This is a genomic window from Nostoc sp. C110 (assembly GCF_043099725.1).
In the GTDB taxonomy this organism is placed as follows: domain Bacteria; phylum Cyanobacteriota; class Cyanobacteriia; order Cyanobacteriales; family Nostocaceae; genus Nostoc; species Nostoc muscorum_A.
Window position 1 is genome coordinate 58,718 of record NZ_CP171142.1, and the last position, 23,959, is coordinate 82,676.

Here is a 23,959-nt window from a genome sequence, read left to right on the forward strand (position 1 = left end):
GTGCTTCACTATTTAGAAACTCAAGGTTTGATTATCCTGAGCGGTCAGCTACTTAAAAGTGACGGACTTTCGGTCAATGTTGAAATTTAGAGAAGAATGAAATGAAATGACATGGCACCATTGTACGATCCGCACGACTCGACCATTTTTCAGGATTTGGCACGGGTGCGGCGGAACAAGTACCTTCATGAACTGCTTTAATTTCTACGCCCGAAACCGAGTTTTCAACCAACAACAAAGCAGAGTGATCCTGTTCTACCTGCTCTTGTGTTTGATTAGCGATCGCTAAAAGTCCCCACATCAACACTTCCGACGCTAAATGCTAAATTTTATTTAGCCACCCAGCAGGAGTTTTCTTTTTCTTATGTGGTTCTGGTCTGCCGATTCAGTAGAACAAGAATTATTTGATTTGTACGCTCCAGCCCTGCGTTCGCTCGGTGTGAATTTCAGTGACGAGCAACTCCAAGACACTCTAGAAGCAGCAAGCTATGGTTTAGAAGATGCTTTCAGGAGCGCGATTGTTTATATGCTTTGGCTCGAAGAAAACCTAAAACCGATCTACCCGACTGCGATACTAATCGAGGCACTGGCAAATCAATGGCGCACCAAATACTGGAAGCCGGAGTATTTAGAACTTGAACAGTTACTCTCCCCTGGAAAGCGTTGGTGGAAGGCAGCAGTGGATAAGTGGGGTTACGACGAGCGTAATCAACTGGTTGCAGACATATTTTACGACCACGGGCAGGAATTTATCAAGTTTCGCAATGGGAAAGAAATTCTGGTTGACACTGCTTATAAGTGGGGATGGGAGCGAGTTGCAGATTATGCGTCCCCGTTTTCAGAAAGTAATTCGTCGCTTGGCAGTATCCATGCAAGTGAATTTTGATCTACACCTTCTGCACAAGAGTAGATAAGCACCGTCAAGCAGCAATTCAAAATTCAAAATTATTAATTCAAAATTAAAGGCAATTGGAGCTTGAACTCACCACTTTCTTGTTGACCGCCAAATCAAACATTGTTGCGGGGGCTTGTACCCACAATAAATAAATAAACTAGCCCTTATTTATATTTTGCGTGAATTTGCTGGAATTTATTGGCATTTCTAGTATAAAAAGGTTACATTACTGTGGAGAGTCTCGAATGTTAAAGTTTATCGGAGAAATAAGATTGTGACAATCGTAAATGTACTAAAAAAGTTATCAATAGCTTCTCCTTTCATCCTGACAACAGCTTTAGTTGTTATTGGTGCAGCAATAACTAGTCCATTTAGTGATATTTATACTGTTCCCGGATTTGTAAATACGGCTCCAGAAATTACTCTCACCGGTAGCGCCAGAAATGGTTCATCCCAAGGCTTTAGTTTTCCTTCAACCCTGACGGCAGGTAACGGTAGGATTGGCCCCAATTTCAAATTTGACGTAGTTACCCAAGCTGTTCCCGAACCCGCCTCCCTGATTGGTATCTTAGGCTTAGGTGCTTTCGGTATCACGTCTCTTCGTAAACGTAAGCAATTAGTTGCAGAATAAACGAACGGACATTAAATAGGACTTTATGTGCTTCTTTGCCTCTCCCTTGCGCGTGCGCTGGGGGAGGCGCTTCGCGCTCTTGGGTGTAAGTAGTTAGATAGAGTCGGGGCTTACTACCAAATTGAGACAATTTAGTTCAAAGAGTAAGGAGTGGGGTTGCCACGGTAGGGTTCAAAACAGACAAGTAGAATCTGTGATAGTGCATAAATAAAGGTCGAAACTACATGGTCTTATATTGCGATCGCCATCGGCTCATGGTGGGTGCGCCATCGCTACTTATTCCACTTCACCAGCACCCCATCAACAACTGCAACCCCCCACTGTGGAAACTTCGCCAGCAATTTCTTAATCACGATCTGCAAAGCCGGATCGTCATCCCAGCACTCCTGCAAAAAGTCAAAACCCGGATTCTGCCCCGAATTCGCCGCAACTTTGAGTTTTTGAATACGTTCAGTCCGCACATTTGACCTCGCTACTTCTCCCAATCCACAAGCACGCCATCAACACAAGCGATACCCCATTGCGGATACTTCGCCAGCAATTTCATTTTTGTCTGAGTATTAGCAGCAATTTTACAGTGGCTTATAGTTCATAGTATTTACTAAAAGACGTGTTTTCCCTGAAGCCTTACTTGAGACAAGTAAAAGATATTTTATTTAGAGCGCAGTTATATGATTGACTGCAAATTAAATCAGGTAGGACATCGTGGTATCTGCTACTCAAGAATATAAGCTTAAATTTATTACAACCGAACCAATTTACTTTCCGGGCCAAAAAGCCGAACAGAAAGTTTGGGATGTTGTTCGTTCTGCATTCAACGACCGAAAAAACTGTTTATGTTTTTGGACATATCCTATTTTTATTAAAGATAAACAACTATGTTATGAGCCAGATATATTAATTGTTGACCAGGAATTTGGTGTAATTGTTATTGAAGTCAAAAATATTAGAATAGATCAAATTAAAAGTATAGAAGGTTATAATTGGTTTACTAAAAACTTTTGTAAATCTAATATTAATGCTTATCAACAGTCAAAAAATCAACTTCATCAGTTAATTGACTCTTGCAATAGATACCCTCTACTACGACAAAAAGTAATGGGTAGAGTCGTAATTGCCTTACCCTCAATTACTGAAAAGCAGTGGAAGCAGAGGGGCTTTAGTGGACAAATATGCTGTCCACCTATCCTTTTCCAAGAACATTTGGAGAAAATTAATTTAATTGAAACGATTATACAAAGTGCAGGTCAAGTCCAGCATGGAAAACCTTTAGGAGATGAAGAATGGAAGTTGTTGCAAAAAATTATCTGTGGGCCAGTTATTCCTCCCATCATAGAAAAACCACTCAAGGCAAAAGAACAGCGTCGTCAGGTAATTGAAAAATTGCAACAATGGGTAGGTTCAACAGATATTGAGCAAATTCACATAGGAATGTCAATTCCTCCTGGCCCTCAACGGATTCGAGGAATAGCTGGTTCTGGTAAAACAGTGTTGCTATGTCAAAAAGCAGCTTGGATGCATTGGTATCATCCAGATTGGGATATTGCTCTAGTATTTTTTACTCGCAGTCTCTATGACCAAGCAGTTCACTTAGTAAATGAATGGCTGAAATTTTTCTCCAATGATGAAGTTGAATATGATCCTGAGACATCCAAGCTAAAAATACTACACGCTTGGGGAGATGACAGACAACCAGGTTTGTACTCAACTATTCATGATACGCAGAATATTAGTCTCGTTCATGATCAGCGTGTGAAAGGTAATCCCCCTGAAAAGTTAGCATATCTGTGCAAAAGGGTATTAAGTGAATACCAAATTCAACCAATATTCGATGCTATTTTAATTGACGAAGGGCAAGACTTAGCTTTAGATGATCAACAATTAAAGTTTGAAGATAAACAATCAGTTTACTGGTTAGCATGGCAAGCGCTCAAACCTGTTGCACCGGATACTCCAGATATCAGACGTTTAATTTGGGCATACGATGAAGCACAGAGCCTTGATGCTTTGAGTATTCCAACCTCTAAGGAAGTACTAGGCGCAGAATTAAGTCAAATACTAGGAGGAAATGGAGGAGCTTGGTATGAAGGCGGTATCCGCAAAGCTTATGCAATGCGCCATTGTTACCGCACACCTGGGAATATTCTGACTGCTGCCCATGCAATTGGTATGGGATGGCTGCGTCCAGAAGGAATGCTAACAGGAATTACAAATAAAAAAGATTGGGAACATATAGGCTATGAAGTTGATGGTGACTTCCGTAAAATAGGTGAGCCAATTACTATAAGCAGACCCTTGAAAAATTCTCCTAATCCAGTACATCATTTTTGGTCAGAAGATTTATTAGAATTTAATATTTATGATTCTTGCGAAGCTGAACTTGAAGCACTCAGAAAAAAAATTCATCAGAATATTCATTGCGATGGATTAAAACCTAGCCGTGATATTTTGGTAATCGTGTTGGGTTCTCAGGAAGAAAGTATTAATCTTCAAAAAAGGGCAGCCCAGACTTTACAAAAGTATGGTGTTGACTTTTATATTCCTAGTGCGCTCAACAGCAATCAATTTCCAGAACAGATGGATTTACAAGACAAGCGACCAAACCAGTTTTGGAAAGAAGAAGCTGTTACAGTATCGCGTATTTATCGGGCTAAGGGAAACGAAGCTTATATGGTACACCTGATAGGTTTTAACAATATTGCAAAAAATGAAAGCAGCATAAGCCTTCGTAACCAGCTATTTGTTGCACTTACCAGATCCAAAGCTTGGGTAAGCTTAAGTGGTGTAGATGAATATCCAATGTGCGAAGAGATGCGACAAGCGATTAAAAATGGTAACACTTTCACTTTCAATTATAAAAAACCTCTTGGACGAGTTATAGGCGAGGAAATATTGACATAGTGTTCAGAGAAGGTATTGCCGCTCTCCTAGCTAATCCTCCCAATCCACCAGCACCCCATCAACAACTGCAACCCCCCACTGCGGAAACTTCACCAGCAATTTCTTGATCACAGTCTGCAAAGCCGGATCATCACTCCAGCACCCCTGCAAATACTCAAAACCCGGATTCTCGCCCGAATTCGCCGCTCGATTCAGTTTTTCCCTTCTTACAGGTCGCGCATTTGACCTTGCAACAATCGCCTCATGCGACCATTTTTCAGCACTGGGGACAGGCGCGGCGGAACTTTCACCCTCATGAACTGCTTTGACTTCTACACCCGAAACTGAATTTTCAACTAACAACGAAGTAGGATTCCCCTGTTCTACCTACTCTAGTGTTTGATTAGCGATCGCTGAATACACAAACTTCAACAGAAATCTTGTGTTACAGTCCGTAAAAGCCCATACTGAAGCTGTATGTAACATAAACCCTCACTTTTACAAGCCTAGCTATGCCCCAAGACTTCTCTCGCCAGAATCTCAGAGGTCGTTCTTTCAAAGGTCAAGATTTGACTGGTGCAAACTTTAGTTATGCAGATATCCGAGGAACAGATTTTACTGGGGCTAACTTGAGGGGAGCAAATTTTAGTCGTGCTGAAGGAGGGCTACAACGCCGTTGGGCAACAGTATTAGTTTTAATTTCATGGGTATTATCAGGAATATCGGGACTATTTTCAGGGACATTAGTTTCATTACTGGCAGACGTACTTAAGACTGATTCTTGGAAACATGGTTATTTTATAGCTACTTTTATTTCACTTTCGATTTTTCTAATTATTACTATTCGCAGAGGTATTTCAGCAGGCTTAGTAATCATCACTGTAATTACAAGCTTTTTCTTTGTATCCAATTTTATCATTTCTACTCTCTTTGGATTTCTTAGTGCTGTATTTTATTCGGAAACAACAATCAAAGGAGTAACTATAATTAGAAAAGATGCTTTGCCCGAAGTAGTAAATGGATTTATATCTATAATTACTTTTGGTAGCACTGGTTTGGGAATGACAGCTATTGTTTTTGGTCTTGTTTTTACCTTATTTATACCCGGAGTTGTTGCTTTTATTATTGCCGAAGTTAAGGGTCTTATCGGAGTAATTGCTTGTGCTGGATTTGTTACTAGCAATATAGCCTTTACTATAATTACAACCTTGAATATAATTTTTCCTTCTGAAAAGATTCTTCAAACTCAGGCTTTATTAGCCTCTATTATTGGAGCTACAACTGTTGTAATATCTAGCACTTGTATTGCATTTTATAATTTTGAGGATGAAACACAAAGTTGGTTTCGTTTATTTATTATTGTTTTTACTACTGTAAAAAGTACAAATTTTCAAGATGCAAATTTGACTGACGCTAATTTTAATCAAGCCATGCTCAAAAGTGCGAATTTTAAAAAATCTAATCTTACTCGTACTTACTGGGAGAATGCAAAAAAGATTGAACTTGCTCGTTTGGGAACATCTTATCTTCAGGATATAAAATTACGTCAATTATTAGTTACAGGACAAGGGCAAGGAATAGACCTAAACAATAGAGATTTAAGAGGTCTTAATTTTTCTGGATTTAATTTAGTAAATGCTAATTTTAGTGGTTCAGATATATATCAATGCTCTTTTAGAAAAGCCAATATGACAGGAGCTTTGTTTGTAAAAACGCGCATTGAAAATACTGACTTAACAGGTATTACTCTAACAGGGGCTTGTATTGAAGATTGGGTAGTTACTAAAACTACTAAACTTGAAGATATAAAATGCAGATATATTTTTATGAAATTAAGCGAAAATGGTGATAAGCGTAATCAAATGCCAATAAGAGGAGAGTTTAAAAATAGCGATTTTGTCCAATTTATTGAATCTATTCTAGATACTATCGAACTTTATCATGATCGAGATATAGATCCCAAAGCTGCTGTAATTGTTCTTAAAAGTTTGTCTGAAGACTATGATGAACATCTCCAAGTAGTTGGATTAGAAACAAGAGAAAATCAAATTATTGTTAAAGTAAAAACTTCTAAGCTTGCTAATCCAGAACAATTAAAAGACGAGTATTACACACGATACAATCAAACTTTCAATTTATCTATGCAAGATCCAGATAAAATCTTACCGCAATACAAAGTCGTGGAGACGAATCCAGTACTGGCAAAAATTACACAAGTAGTAGAAGAATTTAAGCAGCATCCAACTACTAATATAGAATATTTTCATAATGAAGGACTTTATATGAATCAAAATAGTGGGATTTTTCAAAACGTTAGCGACAGTAATGTATATGGCGGGATGCAAGCAGCACTAGGCAATAATAATCGACAAATACAAGAAACTAATATAAATACAGATACTATGACTAACAATCCCGGTGGCTTTTCAGTTGGTGGTTCAGTTGATGGCGATATTAATAATGTTCAGGGTGAAAATAACCAACAAAAGGTAAGTAATAAAAGTTCTAGTTTTAACTTACAAGGCGCTCAATTTGCAGGTGGACTAGTCAACGCAGACACAGTAAACGCACAACAAATCGGCGGCAACATCACCAACTACTCCACTGAGCAAAAGCAGAATCTTGCAGAAGCCGCAGCAGAAATTCAGCAGCTTCTCAATCAGTTAGGACAGAGTTACCCTACTAACACTCCACTAGAAAAACAGATAGCGGTGACAGAAGCACTCAAGCAAATTGATAGTAATCCCACTTTGAAAGCGCGGGTAATTGGGGCGTTGAAAGCTGGTGGAACTGAGGCATTGAAGGAATTAGTGGATCATCCTCTTGTCAATATACTTTTGGCAACTTTAGAAGGTTGGCAGGATGTTGAGTAGTTCACTTGCTACAGATGAAGCAGGGGGTAGCTGGTGATGGCGAATGAGGAGCATTTGGCAATACTTAGGCAAGGGGTAGAGGTTTGGAATTATTGGAGAAAAAATAACCCTGGAATAAGGCCGGATTTTAATAGAGCCAATCTTACGTTCGGCTCTTTTCCAGAAGCCAACTTTATAGGAGCAGACTTTACAAAAGCCGAACTCATATCCGTTGATTTTCCTAAATGTGATCTTCGGGGATCTTCCTTTAGTGGAGCTGATTGTACTAGATGTGATTTCAGTAGAACTGATCTCAAAGGAGCTAGTTTAACGGCTACTTACCTTGACCAAGCTTTTTTCACAAAAGCTGATCTTAGTGGAGCGAATCTTAGTGAAAGCCAAGCAGTAAACGCTGACTTTGAAAAGGCACTACTGACCGGGGCCTGTATTCAAGACTGGAATATAAACAGTGCTACAAACCTCACTAATATAACTTGTGACTATATCTACCTCCGCCAAGGTCAACAAGAACGTCGCCCTATCAGTGGAAACTTCGCCCCTGGAGAATTCACTAAACTGTTCCAAAAATCCCTAGAAACAGTTGACCTAATCTTCCGTAACGGCATCGACTGGGATGCTTTCGCCTACTCCTTCAAAAAGCTAGAAGTCGAAAACCAAGGCGCACAATTAGATGTCCAAAGCATCGAGAAGAAGGGCGACGGCATTCTTGTAGTCCGAGTAGCTATTTCCTCTGATGCAGATAAAGCAAAAATCCACAGTGAGTTCATCCAGGGCTATGAATTTGCAGCTAAGGCATTAGAGACACAGTACCAAGCAAGACTTGAGGATAAAGATAAAGTAATCAATCAGTTGTTCTCTTCAATTAACCAGTTAAATAAACAACTAGCAGAAACTTCTGGTAAAGTCTCGATTTACTACCAGCCTAACTCCCAGTTCGCAGGTGGCGTAGTAGATGCCAACACTGTCAACGCAGACCAAATAGGTGATAACATTCAGAACAACAACGCTTAAGAACGCTCAAGTCAAACCCATGCCGGATTCAGAAGACCCAAAGCAAGTCTCCAACAACGACTTACGCAATTCCCAGTTTGGCGGTGGGTTGATTGACGCTGAGTCTGTGAATGCAGGGCGCATAGGCGGCGACATCTACAATACTTCAAATATCCACATCACCAATTATTCTTACCGTGAAGATATTCGAGTAGCTGCTGTTCAACCTGTGTCAAATGCTTTTAGTGATGAAAAACTTCCATGCCCTTATCGTGGCTTATATCACTTTAGTCCAGATGATGCCGAATACTTTTTTGGTAGAGAAGTATTTATAGAAGAACTGTTTAAAGCAACTCAAACTCGAAATTTTATCCCTGTGCTGGGTGCATCAGGAAGTGGTAAATCTTCTGTTGTGTTAGCAGGTTTAGTACCGAAACTCCAACAGCAAGGTCGCTGGTTATTTACTCATTTTCGCCCTAGTGATGAACCTTTTTACACTCTGGCACAAGCCTTGGTTCCACTTTATGAGCCAGAAAAAAATGCCACTGAGCAAATGTATCAAGCTCGCCAGTTAGCTGAATATTTTATTCAAGGCTCTGTTCCGCTAAGGGATGTTTTTCACCAAATTCAAAGGAAGTACGCTAATCATCGGGTGCTTTTAATCGCTGACCAATTTGAAGAACTTTATACCTTATGTAGCAATGAAGCAATTCGCCGTAATTTCTTAGATACCTTATTAGCTGGTTTTCAATCTGAATCTAACCACTCCCCATTGCCTCCTGTGTTGGTGTCAACAATGCGGGCAGATTTCCTAGGAAATGCACTTGGGTATCCTCCCTTTGCAGATATCTTACGGAATGCTGATATTAAAGTTAGGTCGATGAATCGCTCTGAACTATCAGAGGTAATTGTCAAGCCTGCCCAAAAGTTGGGAGTAACATTTCAAGATGGACTGATAGAACGCATCTTAGATGATGTTGAGGATGAGCCTGGAAACTTACCTTCATTGGAATTTGCTTTAACTTTGTTGTGGGAGAAACGCACACTTCAGCAATTAACTCATGCAGCTTATAAGGAAATTGGTGAATTGCAAGGTGCTTTAGCTAGTCATGCAAATACGATTTACAAGAAATTAAATACTACTGAACAGAAACAAGTAAGTCGAATTTTCATTCAATTAGTCCGTCCAGGCGAGGGTACTGAAGATACGCGGCGGCTGGCAATGAAAGCCGAATTAGGTGAAGAGAATTGGACTTTAGTGCAATATCTAGCTGATAAGCGATTGGTGGTAACAAGTCTTAGTGTTGATGGACAACAGACTGTAGAAGTTGCTCATGAAGCGTTAATTCGCAAATGGGACAAGTTGAGTACTTGGATAGAGAGCGATCGCGCTTTCCGCACTTGGCAAGAGCAATTGCGGGGATTAATACGGCAATGGGAAATTAGTAGGAATGATGAAGGAGCTTTGTTACGCGGTGTAGCACTGGCAAAAGCGGAAGAATGGTTGCAGCAACGCTTACATGACATCAGCTCACCTGAATGGGAATTTATTCAGATGAGCCTAGCACTACGCGATCGGCTGATTAAACAAGAAGAAGTCCGAAGAAAGCGAAGAAACCTTGTAATAACAATATCAACTATTGTCCTAGCAGTTATAGGAGGTTTTACCTGGCAGCAATATCAAAAAGCTGAAATAAATACTATTTTAGCACTTGCAGCAGATGGTATTGCTACACCTGAACTTTTTTCTGCCGCTAACTATGTGCTTCAAGAAGCGAATAAACTTAGTCAATCAGAAAAAGAATTAGACATTGCCAGAGCATTGAGCAATTACAGAGCAGTCATTAAATTAACTGAACTTGTAGAAAAGCAAGTTAGACAAAATCCTCAAGATTTCCCGAGAACTGACCCAGATAATGTTAGCTTAATATTTAAACAAGCTGAAGCGGGATTGGTTAAGCTGATTTCAAACAAGCGCCTTCCCATACTTGAACAACAACTTAAGAGAAAAGAAATTGGTATAAAGGATTGGAATATACGAACAATGTTTGAAAAACAATACACAAATGGAGCGCTGAAGACAACTTATAAAATCTTACGAAGTGAGTATGGAGCAAAGGCAGATATTTATAATAGCGGACAAATCTCTACTGAACAAGAAGCCAACAGAATGCCTTGCCAAACATTGATAGAAATTGAAAAAAATTGGCAGGAGAATACTGGATGTAGTTGGTTCCAATCTTGCACAGCAATTATGGATGGAGAAAACCTCTTTCAAAAAATTTTTAATTTTCCTAGAGATGCAGCAAAAGACCGTTTAAGTAAATGCGGTATAAAAGTAGAGTAAAAAATGATAAATTTTCTTAATTAAGAATGAATAAATTAATTTTTAAATTGATTATTTTAGCTATTTCAGGTCTTGTTATTACTCTTTGTACTGGATTGATATTCTTTTCAGGATTATCAGAATTTAGTTTAGCTCAAAGTTTTAAATATAATGGACCTCCACCTCAATCTTCATTTGTTAAGGAAGTATGCCGTAAAACGCAAAAGAGTGAGTGCAAATGCATACAGATTGAGCAAGTAAGAATTGTTACAGGAAATATTGACGATCAAATTTCTGCTACATGTGGCGATCAGATCAACGATAATGAAGATAAAAGACTGCGTATAGAAGGGACATCTGACAAAAGCCTTGGGGCTATGCTTGGATTTAAAACTAAATCTAAACAGGAAATTAAAGGTTTTTTAGCATCAGCAGGTTTCAGCAAAAAAGACTCTGATTATTTCTATCCCTGTCGCAGTTCTGGAAGCTTCACAATTGGTTGGACTCCTGATGCTCCCGAACGTTGCCGTAGTATTCAGTACATTCTTGATGAAAAAAAATACACCAAGCTTGGACCCGAAACTGAATTTAAGAAGAAAGCAGTATCTTCTCAAAAGCAGTTCGACTCATGGCAAATGAATTCAGGTATGGATTTAGCAATTGATCTACTAGTGGGAAATCCAAAACATGAAATAGCTCAAGCTGCTCGTGTTCATACTCGCCAGTACTGTAGTGTTGTAGCAGATGGCGGTGGTCAATGGAATATCCAAATTGCTGATTCAGCATATACACCAGATCCCATAAAGCTTCCCAGTGATCCAACACAAGCAAAAGACCCTCGATACATTTTTGATGCAACTCAAAATGTCTGTAAGAAAGCTCTTGACACTTGCCAAAGTATGGGGAAAACTTGCTCAATTGTTAATCATGGCAAATGGATATCTACTTCACAAAGGCCAATTAATTTAACGCTCAATTGTGCTGATCGAGATAAACCATACTCACGTCGTGGAACAGGTAAACAAGTACCTGATCTCAAACAAGAGCTAGAACAAGAGGCAAGAGGAGCAAAGTCTTGTATCTTTAACATTTACAGTGATGGGGATGTCTTAATTTCACCTGATGAGCAGCAACGTACCCTCATTCATACGGACAGCACGGACGATGGATTTGTTATTGACGGTCTAGCTGGGGAGGTCAAGATTACTCAACTGGGCGATCCACAAAAACCCGCTAACATTGTCACCCTCAAAGCAAGGCAACGTTATGAGTATCGCTCTCCTCAGCCAAGGAATTTAACTAACGATGAGAAGAAGCAAGTATATGAGGAACCTGTCGTTCAAGAATTTTTAAAGTGTAATAACTGGGAGGGATGGAATAGCGATAGCAAAGAATGGGCGAAACAAATTTGTGATGAACTCAATCAGTACCACCAAGCATTAAATCTACAGTTTTATGGTCCCTCGCCTGTAAATGTAGAGGCACTATCATTTGACGATGGTATTAAGGTTTTGAAAGCTACAGTTGACCTTACTAAATCTGGGGTTTTAGTAAGTCTGGGAAACGATGAAGGAAGGGGAATTAGTAACTCTAACTTCAATCGCTTTTTACAAAAGAATAGTCCATTACTGGCTATGGGTGGAGTGTACAAATTGGGTAACTGGAATCTGAGGTCTCAAGGAAAAACTCTTGGCACTGGTACTCAGTCGCTGTATACAGTTCTTGTCTTGAATAGTAAAAATCAACCAGACATGATTACGTTAACAGATGCTGGTAGTCAGCTTCAGTTTGAACAGTATCTATTTGTTTTACAGGCTGGTCCCAGACTTGTAAGGCAAGGGAAAGCTACAGTAACTAAAAATAGCACGGAAACTGAAGGACATAAAAATCTTGCTGGAATTTTTGAGAATCGTTCGCGTAGAGCAGGAATCGGTTTTTCTCAAGATAAAACTAAACTCTACTATGTAACATCTACTGGCAACTCACGTGGCTTATCTTTACGTGAATTAGCAGAAGTGATGGCATCAGAAAAAATTGGCTGTTGGGATGCAATGAATCTGGATGGTGGAGATGGTCCAGCACTGGCTCACGATGGCTTTATTAAGGAACCAGCAGGCGTACAGGCGCAACCCTACCTCATTTTAGTTTATGACAATTAGAGTAATGGCAAGAGGTCGGCAAGATGGATAATTGATAACGTTATCTCCATAAAAATCGTGAATAGGATACCAGGAGAACCCAAAATGGTTAATGGAGAGCATTATACTCGTTTGAAAACAAGCGTAAAAGTTTGGAATGACTGGCGAATTAGCAATCCAAGTATAATTCCGAACCTCAAGGGTGCTAATCTTAAAAGTGCTGAACTTAGTGAGGCTGATCTCAAAAGGGCTGACTTGAGCTTTGCTATCCTCAGCGAAGCTAACCTCAATGCAGCTGATCTGAGCTTTGCTAACTTGAGCTTTGCTATCCTTACCAACGCCAACCTTAGTGAAACTAATCTCAGTGATGCTATTTTTAGGGAGGCTAATCTTAATGGGGCTAATCTTAGTGTGTCTTACCTTAGTGAAACTAACCTTAACGGAGCCAATTTAAGCAAAGCTGATCTAAGTGAGGCATATATCAGCAGAGTTAAGTTTAGTGGACTTGACCTGAGTGGGGCTAACTTCAGGAAGGCTTATCTAGCAGAACTTAATTTTAGAGAAGCGAAGCTTCACAAAGCGAACCTGAGCAAAGCTTACCTCAACTTTGCTGACTTTAGTAAAGCTGACCTAACTCAGGCTAATCTCAGTGAAGCTGATTTAAGTGAGGCTAATCTGAGCAAAGCTGATCTTGGTGAAGCAAACCTGAGCAAAGCTGATCTAAGGGAGGCTAAACTCAGCAGAGCTTACCTAAGCGAGGCTAATCTCAGTGAGGCTAATCTTAGTGAGGTGAAACTTAGTGGTCTTGACTTCAGTAAAACTGATCTTAGAGGAGCTAATTTGAGTAAAGTTCAAGCATTAGAAACAGATTTTACAAGTGCCAACTTTACAGGTACATGCTTGGAAGATTGGAATATTAACTCTGCTACAAAGCTAGACAATATTGATTGCCAGTATATCTATTTAAAAAATGCTCAACAAGAACGCCGTCCAAATAGTGGTGACTTTGCACCTGGAGAATTTACCAATTTATATCAAAAAGTTTTAAATACTGTTGACCTAATCTTTCGTAATGGCGTTGAGTGGGAAGCTTTTGCTTACTCGTTTGGAAAAATCCAAGTTGAAAACGAAACTTCAGAATTAGCCATACAAAGCATTGAAGTTAAAGGTGATGGTGTAGTAGTTGTTAGAGTTAATGTCTCCTCCATCACAGATAAATCAAAGATTAATAATGATTTTGTACAAAATTATGAGGTTGCTTATAAAATTTTAGAAGAAAAATACAAGGCAGAATTGAGTGGTAAAAATGCTGAAATAGCACATTATGGGCAAGAAGTTCAAAGGCAGAAAGAGTATATCAATAACTTATTTCCCTTACTGAATCATCAGCAAACAGTACAAAAAACTATGGCAGAAAATCCTAGAAAAGTCTCTAACTATGATTTGCGATATTCTCAACTTTCTGGAGGTGTCGTAGATGCTGAGATTATTAATGCTCAACAAATAGGTGGAGACATCTATAATACTGAAAATGAGAAAAACCTAAGCTGACCCATGCCCGATTCACAAGACCCAAAGCAAGTCTCCAGTAGTGACTTACGCAATTCCCAGTTTGGCGGTGGATTGGTTAATGCTGACACAGTGAATGCTGGGCGAATTGGCGGCGACATCTACAATATTCACCTTGAGCAGCAGACAGCGACATCAGGTAATTCAGTCCAATCACAGAGTCAACGCCAGCGATCGCAGTCCGAAAGAGACTCACTCGAAAAGGCTTATACCCTCCAAAGCCAAAAAGTTGCAAAAATACGGACAGAGTTGGTAATTGAGACAGACCCATCCTGCAAGTTTAAATATGAATACCAGCTTCAGGCAGAGGAGCGCACACTGAAGGAGCTTAGTGACAAGTTGGATGCAATCGAAGAACAGTTGCAAGCGGCTGATAATTCTGGGGTAGAAGCAGACACAAATATATATATTGAACGACCACCAATTGAGGACAAATGCTATAAAGCAATTTTGCAACCAGGGGCATTGATTCGTCTCAAAGCCCCGCAGAGAATGGGTAAAACATTACTGCTGGAGAAAACCCTAGACTATGCAAGACACCAGGGTTATCAAACCGCGAAATTAGATTTACAACTGGCCGATATTGAGGTTCTGGCTAACTTAAAAACATTTCTACAATGGTTATGTGTTGATATTGCTGACGGTTTAGAGCTAGAACCGCAACTAGAAAAATACTGGCAAGAAGTTTTTGGGTTGAATAAAAACTGTACCCGTTATTTTCAAAAATATTTATTATCCCTTACTGATACTCCCTTAGTTTTAGCTATAGATAACTTTGAGCGACTGTTTGAATATCCAGATATTTTCCCCCAATTCTGCTTGTTACTGCGGGGATGGTATGAAGCAGCGAAACAAGGAGACAAGATTGGTAATATTTGGAAGAAGCTGCGGTTAGTAGTAGTTCATTCAACTGAATCTTACCCTTCCTTAGACAGTAATCATTCTCCGTTTAATGTAGGATTGGCAATTGATTTACCCGAATTTAATCTGCAACAAGTAACAACCCTCGCCAAACAGAATGAGTTAAGCCTGGGGGAACAGGACTTAAGCGGGTTGATGGAGTTGCTAGGGGGACATCCTTATTTGGTACAATCTGCGATTGCCCATCTCAAAAGCCAGCAAGTGACCTTAGAAGAACTCTTGAGACTTGCGCCAACAGAGCAAGGAATCTTCAGCGATCACTTGCGACAACAACTGTGGCATTTACAACATAATCCTCAGTTGGAGTTAGGGTACAAGAAAGTAGTGATGACGAATGCACCCGTGAGGTTAGATACTGAAGTTGCCTTTAAGTTGCATAGCTTGGGATTAGTCAAACTTGTTAGTAATGATTGCGTTCCTGGTTGTGATTTGTATCGTCAGTATTTCTTAACCCGTTTGGAGTAGTTAAATCGTGGTTGAATACACATTCTCTGGAAGTTTGCCTAAAAATGCCAGCACCTATGTCATACGGGAAGCTGATACACAATTGTACAAAGGGCTGAAGGCAGGAAAATTTTGCTACGTACTAAATTCCAGGCAGAGTGGAAAATCCAGCTTGCGTGTGCGAACCATGCAGCGATTAAGAAACGCTTGCGTAAAATGTGCCGCAGTTGACCTTTCTGCTGGAGGTATTCAGAATGTCCTTCCCGAACAATGGTATGCAGATTTAATTGACACACTCATTGATAGTTTTGGATTAGATTTAGATTTTGGTGATTGGTGGAAGGCAAATCAGTTAAATTCGCTAGTTACAAGATTCCGCAAGTTTTTGGAAGAAGTATTACTTGTAGAAGTTCAAGAAAACATCGTTATTTTTATTGATGAAATCGATAGCGTACTCAGTCTGAATTTTCCCATAGATGACTTTTTTACATTGATTCGCGCCTGTTATAACAAGCGTGTTGATAATCCCCAATACAATCGCCTCACTTTCTGTTTACTGGGAGTAGCATCACCTAGCAATTTGATTGAGGATAAACAGCGTACTCCCTTTAATATTGGTCAGGCTATTTCTCTCAAGGGGTTTCAACTGCATGAAGTTGAACCATTAGAAAAGGGTTTACATGGGAAGTTTAATAATCCCCAGGAAATAATGCAGGAGATTTTGCAGTGGACTGGGGGGCAACCATTTTTGACTCAAAAGCTGTGTCAGTTTATGGTTGAAGAATCTGAGCAAGCTACTCCTTGTTCAGTAGAGCAAGTTGTCAGGTCACGGATTATTGAAAATTGGGAATCACAGGATGAACCTGAACATTTGAGAACAATTCAAGCCAGGATTTTACAAAATAAACAACAGGATTTGTATTTACTGGAACTGTACCAGCAAGTTAGATTAACTGAAGAGAAATCACAAGTAATCGCAGACGAAATATTAAAGCAAAGTGAGTTACAGTTACAGCTTTCAGGGTTGGTTGTTAGGCAGAAAGGTAAGCTAATAATTTATAACCAGATTTATCGAGAAATATTTAACTTAAATTGGATTGAAACTCAACTAAATAACTTGCGTCCATACTGTGAACATTTTCGATCTTGGCTTGCTTCTGGAGGTACTGATAACTCAAAACTCCTAAAAAGCGAGAAATTGCAAGAAGCTGAGGAATGGGCAAAGAATAAAAAATTAAGTTTTGAAGAACGACAATTTATAGCTGCTAGTAAAACTCAGGAACTCCAAAAAGCAGCTTTAAAAAGCGAAATCATAACTTTATGCAAATGTACGGAAATAATGAGGCTTTCTAACTTAGAGCTTGATTCTTTGCTTGAGATATTGAAAGCAATACAAAAGTTGAGAGTAATGGATGTGGATTTAGATGATAACATTCAAGATAAAGTAAACTTAATTCTACAACAAATTGTTGATACTGTTAAAGAAAGGAATCGCTTAGAAGGACACACAGCAGCAATTCGGAATGTCTCTTTTAGACCTAACAGTGATATTTTTGCTTCCGGTAGCGATGATAGTACTGTCAGAATCTGGAATTCCAAAGGAGAGCATTTAAATGAATTTAGTTTTGATGGGCCTGATGATAATGTTAGAGGTATGTGTTTCAGCCCTTCTGGGGAAATATTAGCAGCTGGTAGTACAAAGGGGATTCTTAAGTTATGGCAAGTAAATTCTCAAGGCGAAGGTAAAGAAATAGTAAGTTTAGAGGCACACAAAGCAACTATTAGAAGTGTTGCTTTTAATCTAAATGGAAAACTTTTAGCATCAGCATCTGGTGATGGTGCTATTAAAATTTTAAAACTAAATCGCCAAGGTATTTATGAGGATTTTAAATATTTTGAGATTCAAGATTTACAGAATATTATTAAGCAAGATAAAGATAAAAAACATTGGATTAATAGTATAAGTTTTAGCCCTTGCGTTCAAAATAAATTAGTTTCTGGTAATGCGGATGGTACTGTGAGAATTTGGAATGTAAATACTGGAGAAATTAAAAAACTATCAGGGCATAAAGATTGGGTTAATTGTGTTTGTTTTAGTCCAGATGGAAGAAGAATAGCATCTAGTAGCCGTGACAACACTGTTATAATTTGGGGAAATAATGGTAAAAAGATAATGACTATCCAGGGTTATGCTTGGATTACAAGTGTTATTTTTCATCCTAAACATCACTCAATACTGGCAATAGCAGGTGATGATAATAAGGTTAAATTATTTAATTTAGATGAAGCAAGGTTCTTGAATAATGGGAAAATTTTGGAAGATCGGCAAGCATTACAAGTATTCTCAGGCCATACTGCATGGATAAGTGCTTTAAGTTTCAATGAAACTGGAGAAACTTTAGCTTCTGTAAGCGGCGATAACAGTATTAGAATTTGGAGTTTGCACAAATTAAGTTCCTTTAAACATACCGATTGGGTTAATTCTGTAAGTTTTGATAGTGATGGGAAAATATTAGCATCTGGAAGTAGTGACTGTACTGTAAAACTATGGAATTTAAAAGGTGAAATAATACAAACCCTCTCAGGTCACAAGAAAGGAGTCATGAGTGTTAGATTTAGCCCTGACGGTTGTTTACTAGCATCCGGTAGCGATGATCGGACTATTAAAATTTGGAAACGAGATCATAACAGCAAATTCCAAGACTTCCTCACGCTAAAAAGTCATTCACGTTCAGTTAAAAGTGTTCGTTTTAATAGAAAAGGTAATTTATTAGCATCAGGTAGCGATGATTTCAAAATCAAACTTTGGAATCCATATACAGGCGATGAGCTACATACCTTTTTAGGACACACAAAAGGAGTTAGAAGTGTTCGCTTTAGCCCGGATGATACACTATTGGCATCAGGTAGTGATGATACTCAAGTTATTATTTGGAAAATCGATGTTGATAAAAGAATATATACTCGTTTACATACTCTTGATCATTTGACTGAAGGGATTAGAAGTGTCCGATTTAAAAGTAATGGAAAAATTTTAGCTTCTGGAAGTAATGATGGTACTATCAAACTATGGGATGTAACTACTGGAGAAAAAATAGATACTAAAAAATCCAAAGGTTTGTGGATGAGTAGTTTAAGTTTCAATCCTAAAGATGAGTCAGTAATTGCTTATGGTGGCGCGGATGGAGTTGTTAGGCTTTCAAGTATCAATGGAGAAGAGTTACAGACTCTTAAAGGTCATACAGGTTGGATTAGAAGTGTTAGTTTCAGCGCGGATGGTAAAATACTCGCTTCAGCCAGCATTGATGGTACTATCAGACTTTGGTATATAAATCAAGATAACCCCTTGGTAAATGAATGGATAAAACAGGGTTGTGATTGGGTACAGGATTATTTAAGAACAAATCCAAATGTAGACGAAAATGATCGTACCCTTTGTCAAGAAATTTTGGGAACAAAAGATTAGATTATCATCTGAATCCCCGACTGATAGCGTAGCGGTAGCGAGGGACGAGCGTCAAGATTGCTGACTGGAGCTAATGGAAACGTCTTCGGCTCCGCTCCTGAATTAAGAATAGCTGAATTCTTCTTCAATCAAGTTCCGGTGGACAAAGTTTTGCGATCACTACTCCTCCCAATTAACCAGCACCCCATCCACAATCGCAATCCCCCACTGCGGAAACTTCGCCAGCAATTTCTTGATTACAATCTGCAAACTGCAAAGCCGGATCATCATTCCAGCACTCTTGCAAATACTCAAATCCCGGATTCTCCCCCGAATTTGCTGCTCGATTTAGTTTCTCCTTTTTATAGGTGAGAAATAGTGACATAATGTTCGTTTATAAGCGATCACTACTCGTCCCCACATCAACACGAAGCACGCTAAATGCTAAATTTTATTTAGCCACCCAGTAGGAGTTTTCTTTTTCTTATGTGGTTCTGGTCTGCCGATTCAGTAGAACAAGAATTATTTGATTTGTACGCTCCAGCCCTGCAATCGCTCGGTGTAAATTTCAGTGACGAGCAACTCCAAGACACTCTAGAAGCATCAAGCTATTGTTTAGAAGATGCTTTCAAGAGCGCGATTGTTTATATACTCTGTTTAGTTGATTTGTCAGGCAGTATTTAGAGATGATTGATAATGCTCAGAGGGCTAAAAATGGCTAATTATCCTGCCAAGGGTGAAATGAGCAATAGAATAGATTACTGGATTAATATCAGCCGTATTGCCACATTATAACTGAACTTGAGATTAAAAATAGGCATAGCCAGTCGCAACTCTTGGAGACGCTGCGCGTAGCAAGATCCCCGTAGGGGTACGTTCCAAGTAAAAAGTCATGCATTCAAAAGTCAAAAATGTACCAAGCCCCTCAACTTATTGATGGGCTTGTACCTTTTTAGTTCTAGTAAAAAATAATACAAATTTTCATAAAGCCTTAAGGTAACATATAACTGTGCAGCAAACAACAGCCTAGCGGCTGAACTCGCTTGCCAACTTGGTAAGATAAAATGCGTGAATAACGGATTATTACTTAAGCTGTACGTTATTTCAAGCTAATTTAGTTACTTACTAGCTTACTGACTTACTAATATAAATTACATTTATGTTACATAATATATCATATTTGCAAGGTTGAAATAATGCAAACATAAACGGTTTTATAACAAATTGGGTAATAAAATTCCAAGTTTGTTCTATAGATTATTTTAAATAGAAATAATGATTAGGCGACTAGAAAGTTATCAACACAAAGAAGTACTTCGAGAAGATAGTAATACGATTCTTTATCGTGGAATTAAAGAACTAGATGGAACGCCTGTACTAATAAAATATATTAAAATAGAGTATCCCAGTCTCGAAGATATTGCTCGGTTAAAATATGAATATAAAATTCTTCAGTCGCTAGATATTACAGGAGTTGTTAAATGTTATGTGTTAGAAGATAGTCATCAGTTCTGGGCAATAATTTTGGAAGATTTTGGAGGAAAACCACTTTCAAAATATCTGAGTCAAAGAACGCTAGATTTAAGTGATTTTCTACACATTGGAATTCAACTTGCTGAAACATTAGTAAAACTTCATCAATACAAGGTTACTCACAATAATTTAAAAACTACTAATGTGCTGTTCAATCCGCAAAATGGGCAGGTTAAAATTGACGACTTTAGCCTTGCTACCTATTTGTATGGAGAAAAGCAAACAATTAGTAATCAGAATATTTTTGAAGATGCGCTTGCTTATATATCGCCTGAGCAAACAGGGCGGATGAACCGCTTAGTTGATTACCGTAGCGATTTTTATTCTTTGGGCATTGTTTTCTATGAAATACTGACACGACAATTGCCTTTTCAAAGTACTGACCCACTAGAACTCGTTCATTGCCATATTGCTAGAACTCCAATTTCTCCTTGTATTATTGCCAAAAATCTGGGCTTAGGAGAAATCCCTCAGTCAGTTTCTGATGTTGTAATGAAACTTTTGGCAAAGACAGCAGAAGAGCGTTATCAAAATGCGTTAGGACTGAAAGCAGATTTGGAAATGTGTTTAAAATTGCTACAAGAAACTGGAGAAACTACATCCTTCCAAGTGGGGCAATTAGATTTATACAGCCAATTCTCGATTCCGCAAAAACTTTATGGTCGTGAATTCGAGGTCAAAATTTTGATAGCTGCCTTTGAGCGTATCAGTCAAGGCACAACAGAAATAATGCTGGTAAGTGGTTACTCTGGGGTTGGTAAGTCATCTCTAGTTTATGAAATTCATAAGCCAATCATAGGTAAGCATGGGTATTTTATCTTTGGCAAGTTTGACCAGTTTAAGCGCAACATTCCTTATGCTGCTCTGATTCAAGCATTTCAAGAATTAATGCGGCAGTTGCTCACTGAAAGTAGCGAGCGGATTAGTATTTGGCGGGCAAAACTGTTAAAAGCATTGGGTGTGAATGGTCAGGTGATTATTGATGTGATTCCTGAAGTTGAGCTAATTATCGAACCCCAACCCGCAGTACCACAATTAGGAGCATCGGAATCTCAAAACCGATTTAACCGCGTCTTTAGACAGTTCATTCATGTGTTTTGTAAACTGGAACATCCTTTAGTACTGTTTTTGGACGATTTACAGTGGGCGGATTCAGCATCATTGAAATTAATTCAATTGTTGATAACTGACCCAAATAGTAAATATCTGTTATTGATAGGTGCATACCGAGATAACGAGGTGAGTACGACTCATTCATTAATGCTGACGCTTTCTGATCTCCAGCAAGCGGGGGTAGTGATAAACAACATTGTGCTTCAGCCGTTACATCTGGTTGATGTTAGTCAGTTAATTGCTGATACATTTCAAAGCAATCAAGAGACATCACTCTTGATGCGCCACTCCATGTCTACGCACTCTCTAGCGGAATTAGTCTTTAATAAAACTCAAGGCAATCCTTTCTTTTTATCGCAACTACTCACTCCCGGTTCGCCCATTTTTTAATGAGTTAGGAAAAGTAGATAGTCAAAAGTATACCGAAGGACATATTCCCCAAAAGACTAGATTAGGTATATGTTCGCACTTATGACTACTGAACCCATAATCACAAACGAACGAGTCGATGATATACCTATACTTCTAACTCAAATAGAGCGTATGGGCGTACAATCGCTAATCGATAAACATTTTCCCAGACACGGAAATTGGCAAGGTCTAAGTCTGGGAAGTGTAGCAGTAATTTGGTTAGCACACATATTATCGCAAGCAGATCACCGTTTAAATCACGTCCAAGGCTGGGCTTCTAAGCGGTTAGAAACATTGAAAACATTTTTTGGAGAAGAGTTAGGTGAACTTGACTTGACGGATGATCGTCTAGAAGCCCTATTACGTTATCTTGACAGGGATAGCGACTGGTACTCATTTGAGTCAGAACTTGGAGGTAACTTGCTACAAGTGTACGATATCAAACCAGAGCGAGTTCGTATGGATAGTACAACAGCTTCAAGTCACTGTGGGATTAATTCTGAAGGGTTATTCCAATGGGGCCATAGCAAAGATCATCGTCCAGACTTGGCACAAGTGAAAATAATGTTATCGACATTAGACCCTTTAGGAATGCCAATTGCAGCTGAAATACTATCAGGGGAAAAAGCCGACGATCCGTTATACATCCCGGCAATTGAAAGAGTACGTTCAACGCTAAAACAGTCAGAGTTACTATATATTGGCGACTGTAAAATGGGTTCAATTGCGACGAGAACTCATATTGTATCTGGTGGGGATTTCTATCTTTGTCCTCTGAATGCAAAACAAGTCCCATCTAAACAATTAATTGAATATCTTCAACCAGTTTGGGATGGTAAACAAGAATTAACAACTATTGATTATGATTATGCTGATGGGAAAAATAAAGAAATTGCTAAAGGGTTTGAAATAAATATTTCTCAAACAACAAAGATTGATGGTAATGAATTGACTTGGAATGAGCGACAAATAGTTGTACGTTCTTTCGCAATCGCAGAAACAGAAGAAAAATCTTTACGCGACCGCTTACAAAAAACGAATAATGCCCTGGAACAGCTTAAAATACCTTGTCGTGGCAAGAAAAAGTTAACCACGATTGACTCATGCCAGTCTGCTGTTAATGCTATTCTCAAACGTTATCGTACCAGTGGACTTTTTAAACAAGACATTCAACTTAGTATTTCTCGAAAAATTAAGAGGCGATATCTTGATACACCTTCTCAAATAGTAGAAGAAACTTCGATAAACCTGGATTTTCAAATTGATGAAGATGCAGTTTTAAGACAAATTAAGTTGTTAGGCTGGCGAGTCTACGTTACAAATCAAACAAAATCTCTGTTATCTTTGAAACAAGCTGTTCGTGCCTATAGAGATGAGTATTTAACTGAACGAGGATTTGCTCGACTTAAAGGCTTTCCTTTATCTTTAACTCCAATTTATTTGCAGCGTGAAGATCATATTACAGGATTAATTCGCCTACTTTCAATTGGGTTGCGTATTTTGACCCTTTTAGAGTTTCAGGTTCGTCGCAATCTGGAGCAAAATAAGGAAAAGCTAACTGGACTTTATATTGGTAATCCTAAACGAGAAACTGCACGTCCTACTGCTGAGATACTTCTTGCTGCATTTAAGGAGATTACCCTGTTCTTAATTGAGGTTAAAAACGAAGTTTATGCTCATTTGACTGCCCTTTCACCCTTACAGCAACGTATTCTTGTTTTACTTGGGTTCCCAACTACTATTTACACTCAACTTGGTGGTCAATCTTTTACTCCTGAGTAGCCTTTCTT

Annotated in this window: 15 protein-coding genes and 2 pseudogenes; 14 read left to right on the top strand and 3 right to left on the bottom strand. The window is 38.8% G+C overall.

The window, feature by feature from the left end:
* Positions 1-73: 73 nt before the first annotated feature.
* Positions 74-301 carry a hypothetical protein gene (locus tag ACFFRD_RS03295; protein ID WP_392476648.1) on the bottom strand — a complete coding sequence of 76 codons (228 nt, stop codon included), beginning with the start codon at positions 299-301 and terminating at the stop codon, positions 74-76.
* A gap of 63 nt (positions 302-364) precedes the next feature.
* Here ACFFRD_RS03295 and ACFFRD_RS03300 point away from each other — a divergent pair, with 63 nt between their 5' ends.
* From ACFFRD_RS03300 to ACFFRD_RS03315, 4 genes and pseudogenes are all read left to right on the top strand, one after another.
* Complete coding sequence (locus ACFFRD_RS03300; RefSeq protein WP_392476650.1) at positions 365-886, top strand: hypothetical protein; 522 nt, start codon at positions 365-367, stop codon at positions 884-886.
* A gap of 547 nt (positions 887-1,433) precedes the next feature.
* Positions 1,434-1,526, top strand: a pseudogene (locus tag ACFFRD_RS03305) (PEP-CTERM sorting domain-containing protein); the annotation flags it as partial.
* Positions 1,527-1,750: 224 nt separating this feature from the next.
* Complete coding sequence (locus ACFFRD_RS03310) at positions 1,751-1,993, top strand: hypothetical protein (RefSeq protein ID WP_392476651.1); 243 nt, start codon at positions 1,751-1,753, stop codon at positions 1,991-1,993.
* 238 nt (positions 1,994-2,231) lie between these two features.
* A complete protein-coding gene (locus ACFFRD_RS03315; RefSeq protein WP_392476652.1) occupies positions 2,232-4,427 on the top strand; it encodes a DEAD/DEAH box helicase in 2,196 nt (731 codons plus the stop codon).
* A gap of 30 nt (positions 4,428-4,457) precedes the next feature.
* Here ACFFRD_RS03315 and ACFFRD_RS03320 read toward each other — a convergent pair whose 3' ends face one another.
* On the bottom strand, positions 4,458-4,769 hold the full coding sequence (locus ACFFRD_RS03320) for a hypothetical protein (RefSeq protein ID WP_392476653.1): 312 nt from the start codon (positions 4,767-4,769) through the stop codon (positions 4,458-4,460).
* Positions 4,770-4,918: 149 nt separating this feature from the next.
* Between ACFFRD_RS03320 and ACFFRD_RS03325 the strand changes: the two genes are divergently transcribed.
* The 7 genes from ACFFRD_RS03325 to ACFFRD_RS03355 all read left to right on the top strand — a co-directional run bounded on the left by ACFFRD_RS03325 (position 4,919) and on the right by ACFFRD_RS03355 (position 19,133).
* Positions 4,919-7,279 carry a pentapeptide repeat-containing protein gene (locus ACFFRD_RS03325; protein WP_392476655.1) on the top strand — a complete coding sequence of 787 codons (2,361 nt, stop codon included), beginning with the start codon at positions 4,919-4,921 and terminating at the stop codon, positions 7,277-7,279.
* 36 nt (positions 7,280-7,315) lie between these two features.
* Complete coding sequence (locus ACFFRD_RS03330) at positions 7,316-8,290, top strand: pentapeptide repeat-containing protein (RefSeq protein WP_392476656.1); 975 nt, start codon at positions 7,316-7,318, stop codon at positions 8,288-8,290.
* Positions 8,291-8,309: 19 nt separating this feature from the next.
* A complete protein-coding gene (locus tag ACFFRD_RS03335) occupies positions 8,310-10,616 on the top strand; it encodes a hypothetical protein (RefSeq protein ID WP_392476658.1) in 2,307 nt (768 codons plus the stop codon).
* A gap of 26 nt (positions 10,617-10,642) precedes the next feature.
* Positions 10,643-12,754: a phosphodiester glycosidase family protein gene (locus ACFFRD_RS03340; RefSeq protein ID WP_392476660.1), complete on the top strand. Its 2,112-nt coding sequence runs from the start codon at positions 10,643-10,645 to the stop codon at positions 12,752-12,754.
* A gap of 84 nt (positions 12,755-12,838) precedes the next feature.
* Entirely contained in the window at positions 12,839-14,284 is a 1,446-nt protein-coding gene (locus ACFFRD_RS03345) for a pentapeptide repeat-containing protein (protein ID WP_392476662.1), read from the top strand.
* Positions 14,285-14,287: 3 nt separating this feature from the next.
* Positions 14,288-15,688: an AAA-like domain-containing protein gene (locus tag ACFFRD_RS03350; RefSeq protein ID WP_392476664.1), complete on the top strand. Its 1,401-nt coding sequence runs from the start codon at positions 14,288-14,290 to the stop codon at positions 15,686-15,688.
* 7 nt (positions 15,689-15,695) lie between these two features.
* On the top strand, positions 15,696-19,133 hold the full coding sequence (locus ACFFRD_RS03355; RefSeq protein ID WP_392476665.1) for an AAA-like domain-containing protein: 3,438 nt from the start codon (positions 15,696-15,698) through the stop codon (positions 19,131-19,133).
* A 172-nt stretch (positions 19,134-19,305) separates the two neighbouring features.
* Here ACFFRD_RS03355 and ACFFRD_RS03360 read toward each other — a convergent pair whose 3' ends face one another.
* The gene (locus ACFFRD_RS03360; protein WP_392476666.1) at positions 19,306-19,497 is read right to left on the bottom strand and encodes a hypothetical protein; all 192 of its coding nucleotides are present in this window, start codon (positions 19,495-19,497) and stop codon (positions 19,306-19,308) included.
* 101 nt (positions 19,498-19,598) lie between these two features.
* Here ACFFRD_RS03360 and ACFFRD_RS03365 point away from each other — a divergent pair, with 101 nt between their 5' ends.
* The 3 genes and pseudogenes from ACFFRD_RS03365 (at position 19,599) to ACFFRD_RS03375 (ending at position 23,951) form a co-directional block, all read left to right on the top strand.
* Entirely contained in the window at positions 19,599-19,796 is a 198-nt protein-coding gene (locus tag ACFFRD_RS03365) for a hypothetical protein (RefSeq protein ID WP_392476668.1), read from the top strand.
* A gap of 591 nt (positions 19,797-20,387) precedes the next feature.
* Positions 20,388-22,124 (top strand): annotated as a pseudogene (locus ACFFRD_RS03370) (ATP-binding protein); the annotation flags it as partial.
* A 105-nt stretch (positions 22,125-22,229) separates the two neighbouring features.
* On the top strand, positions 22,230-23,951 hold the full coding sequence (locus ACFFRD_RS03375) for an IS1634 family transposase (RefSeq protein WP_392475991.1): 1,722 nt from the start codon (positions 22,230-22,232) through the stop codon (positions 23,949-23,951).
* Positions 23,952-23,959 lie beyond the last annotated feature (8 nt).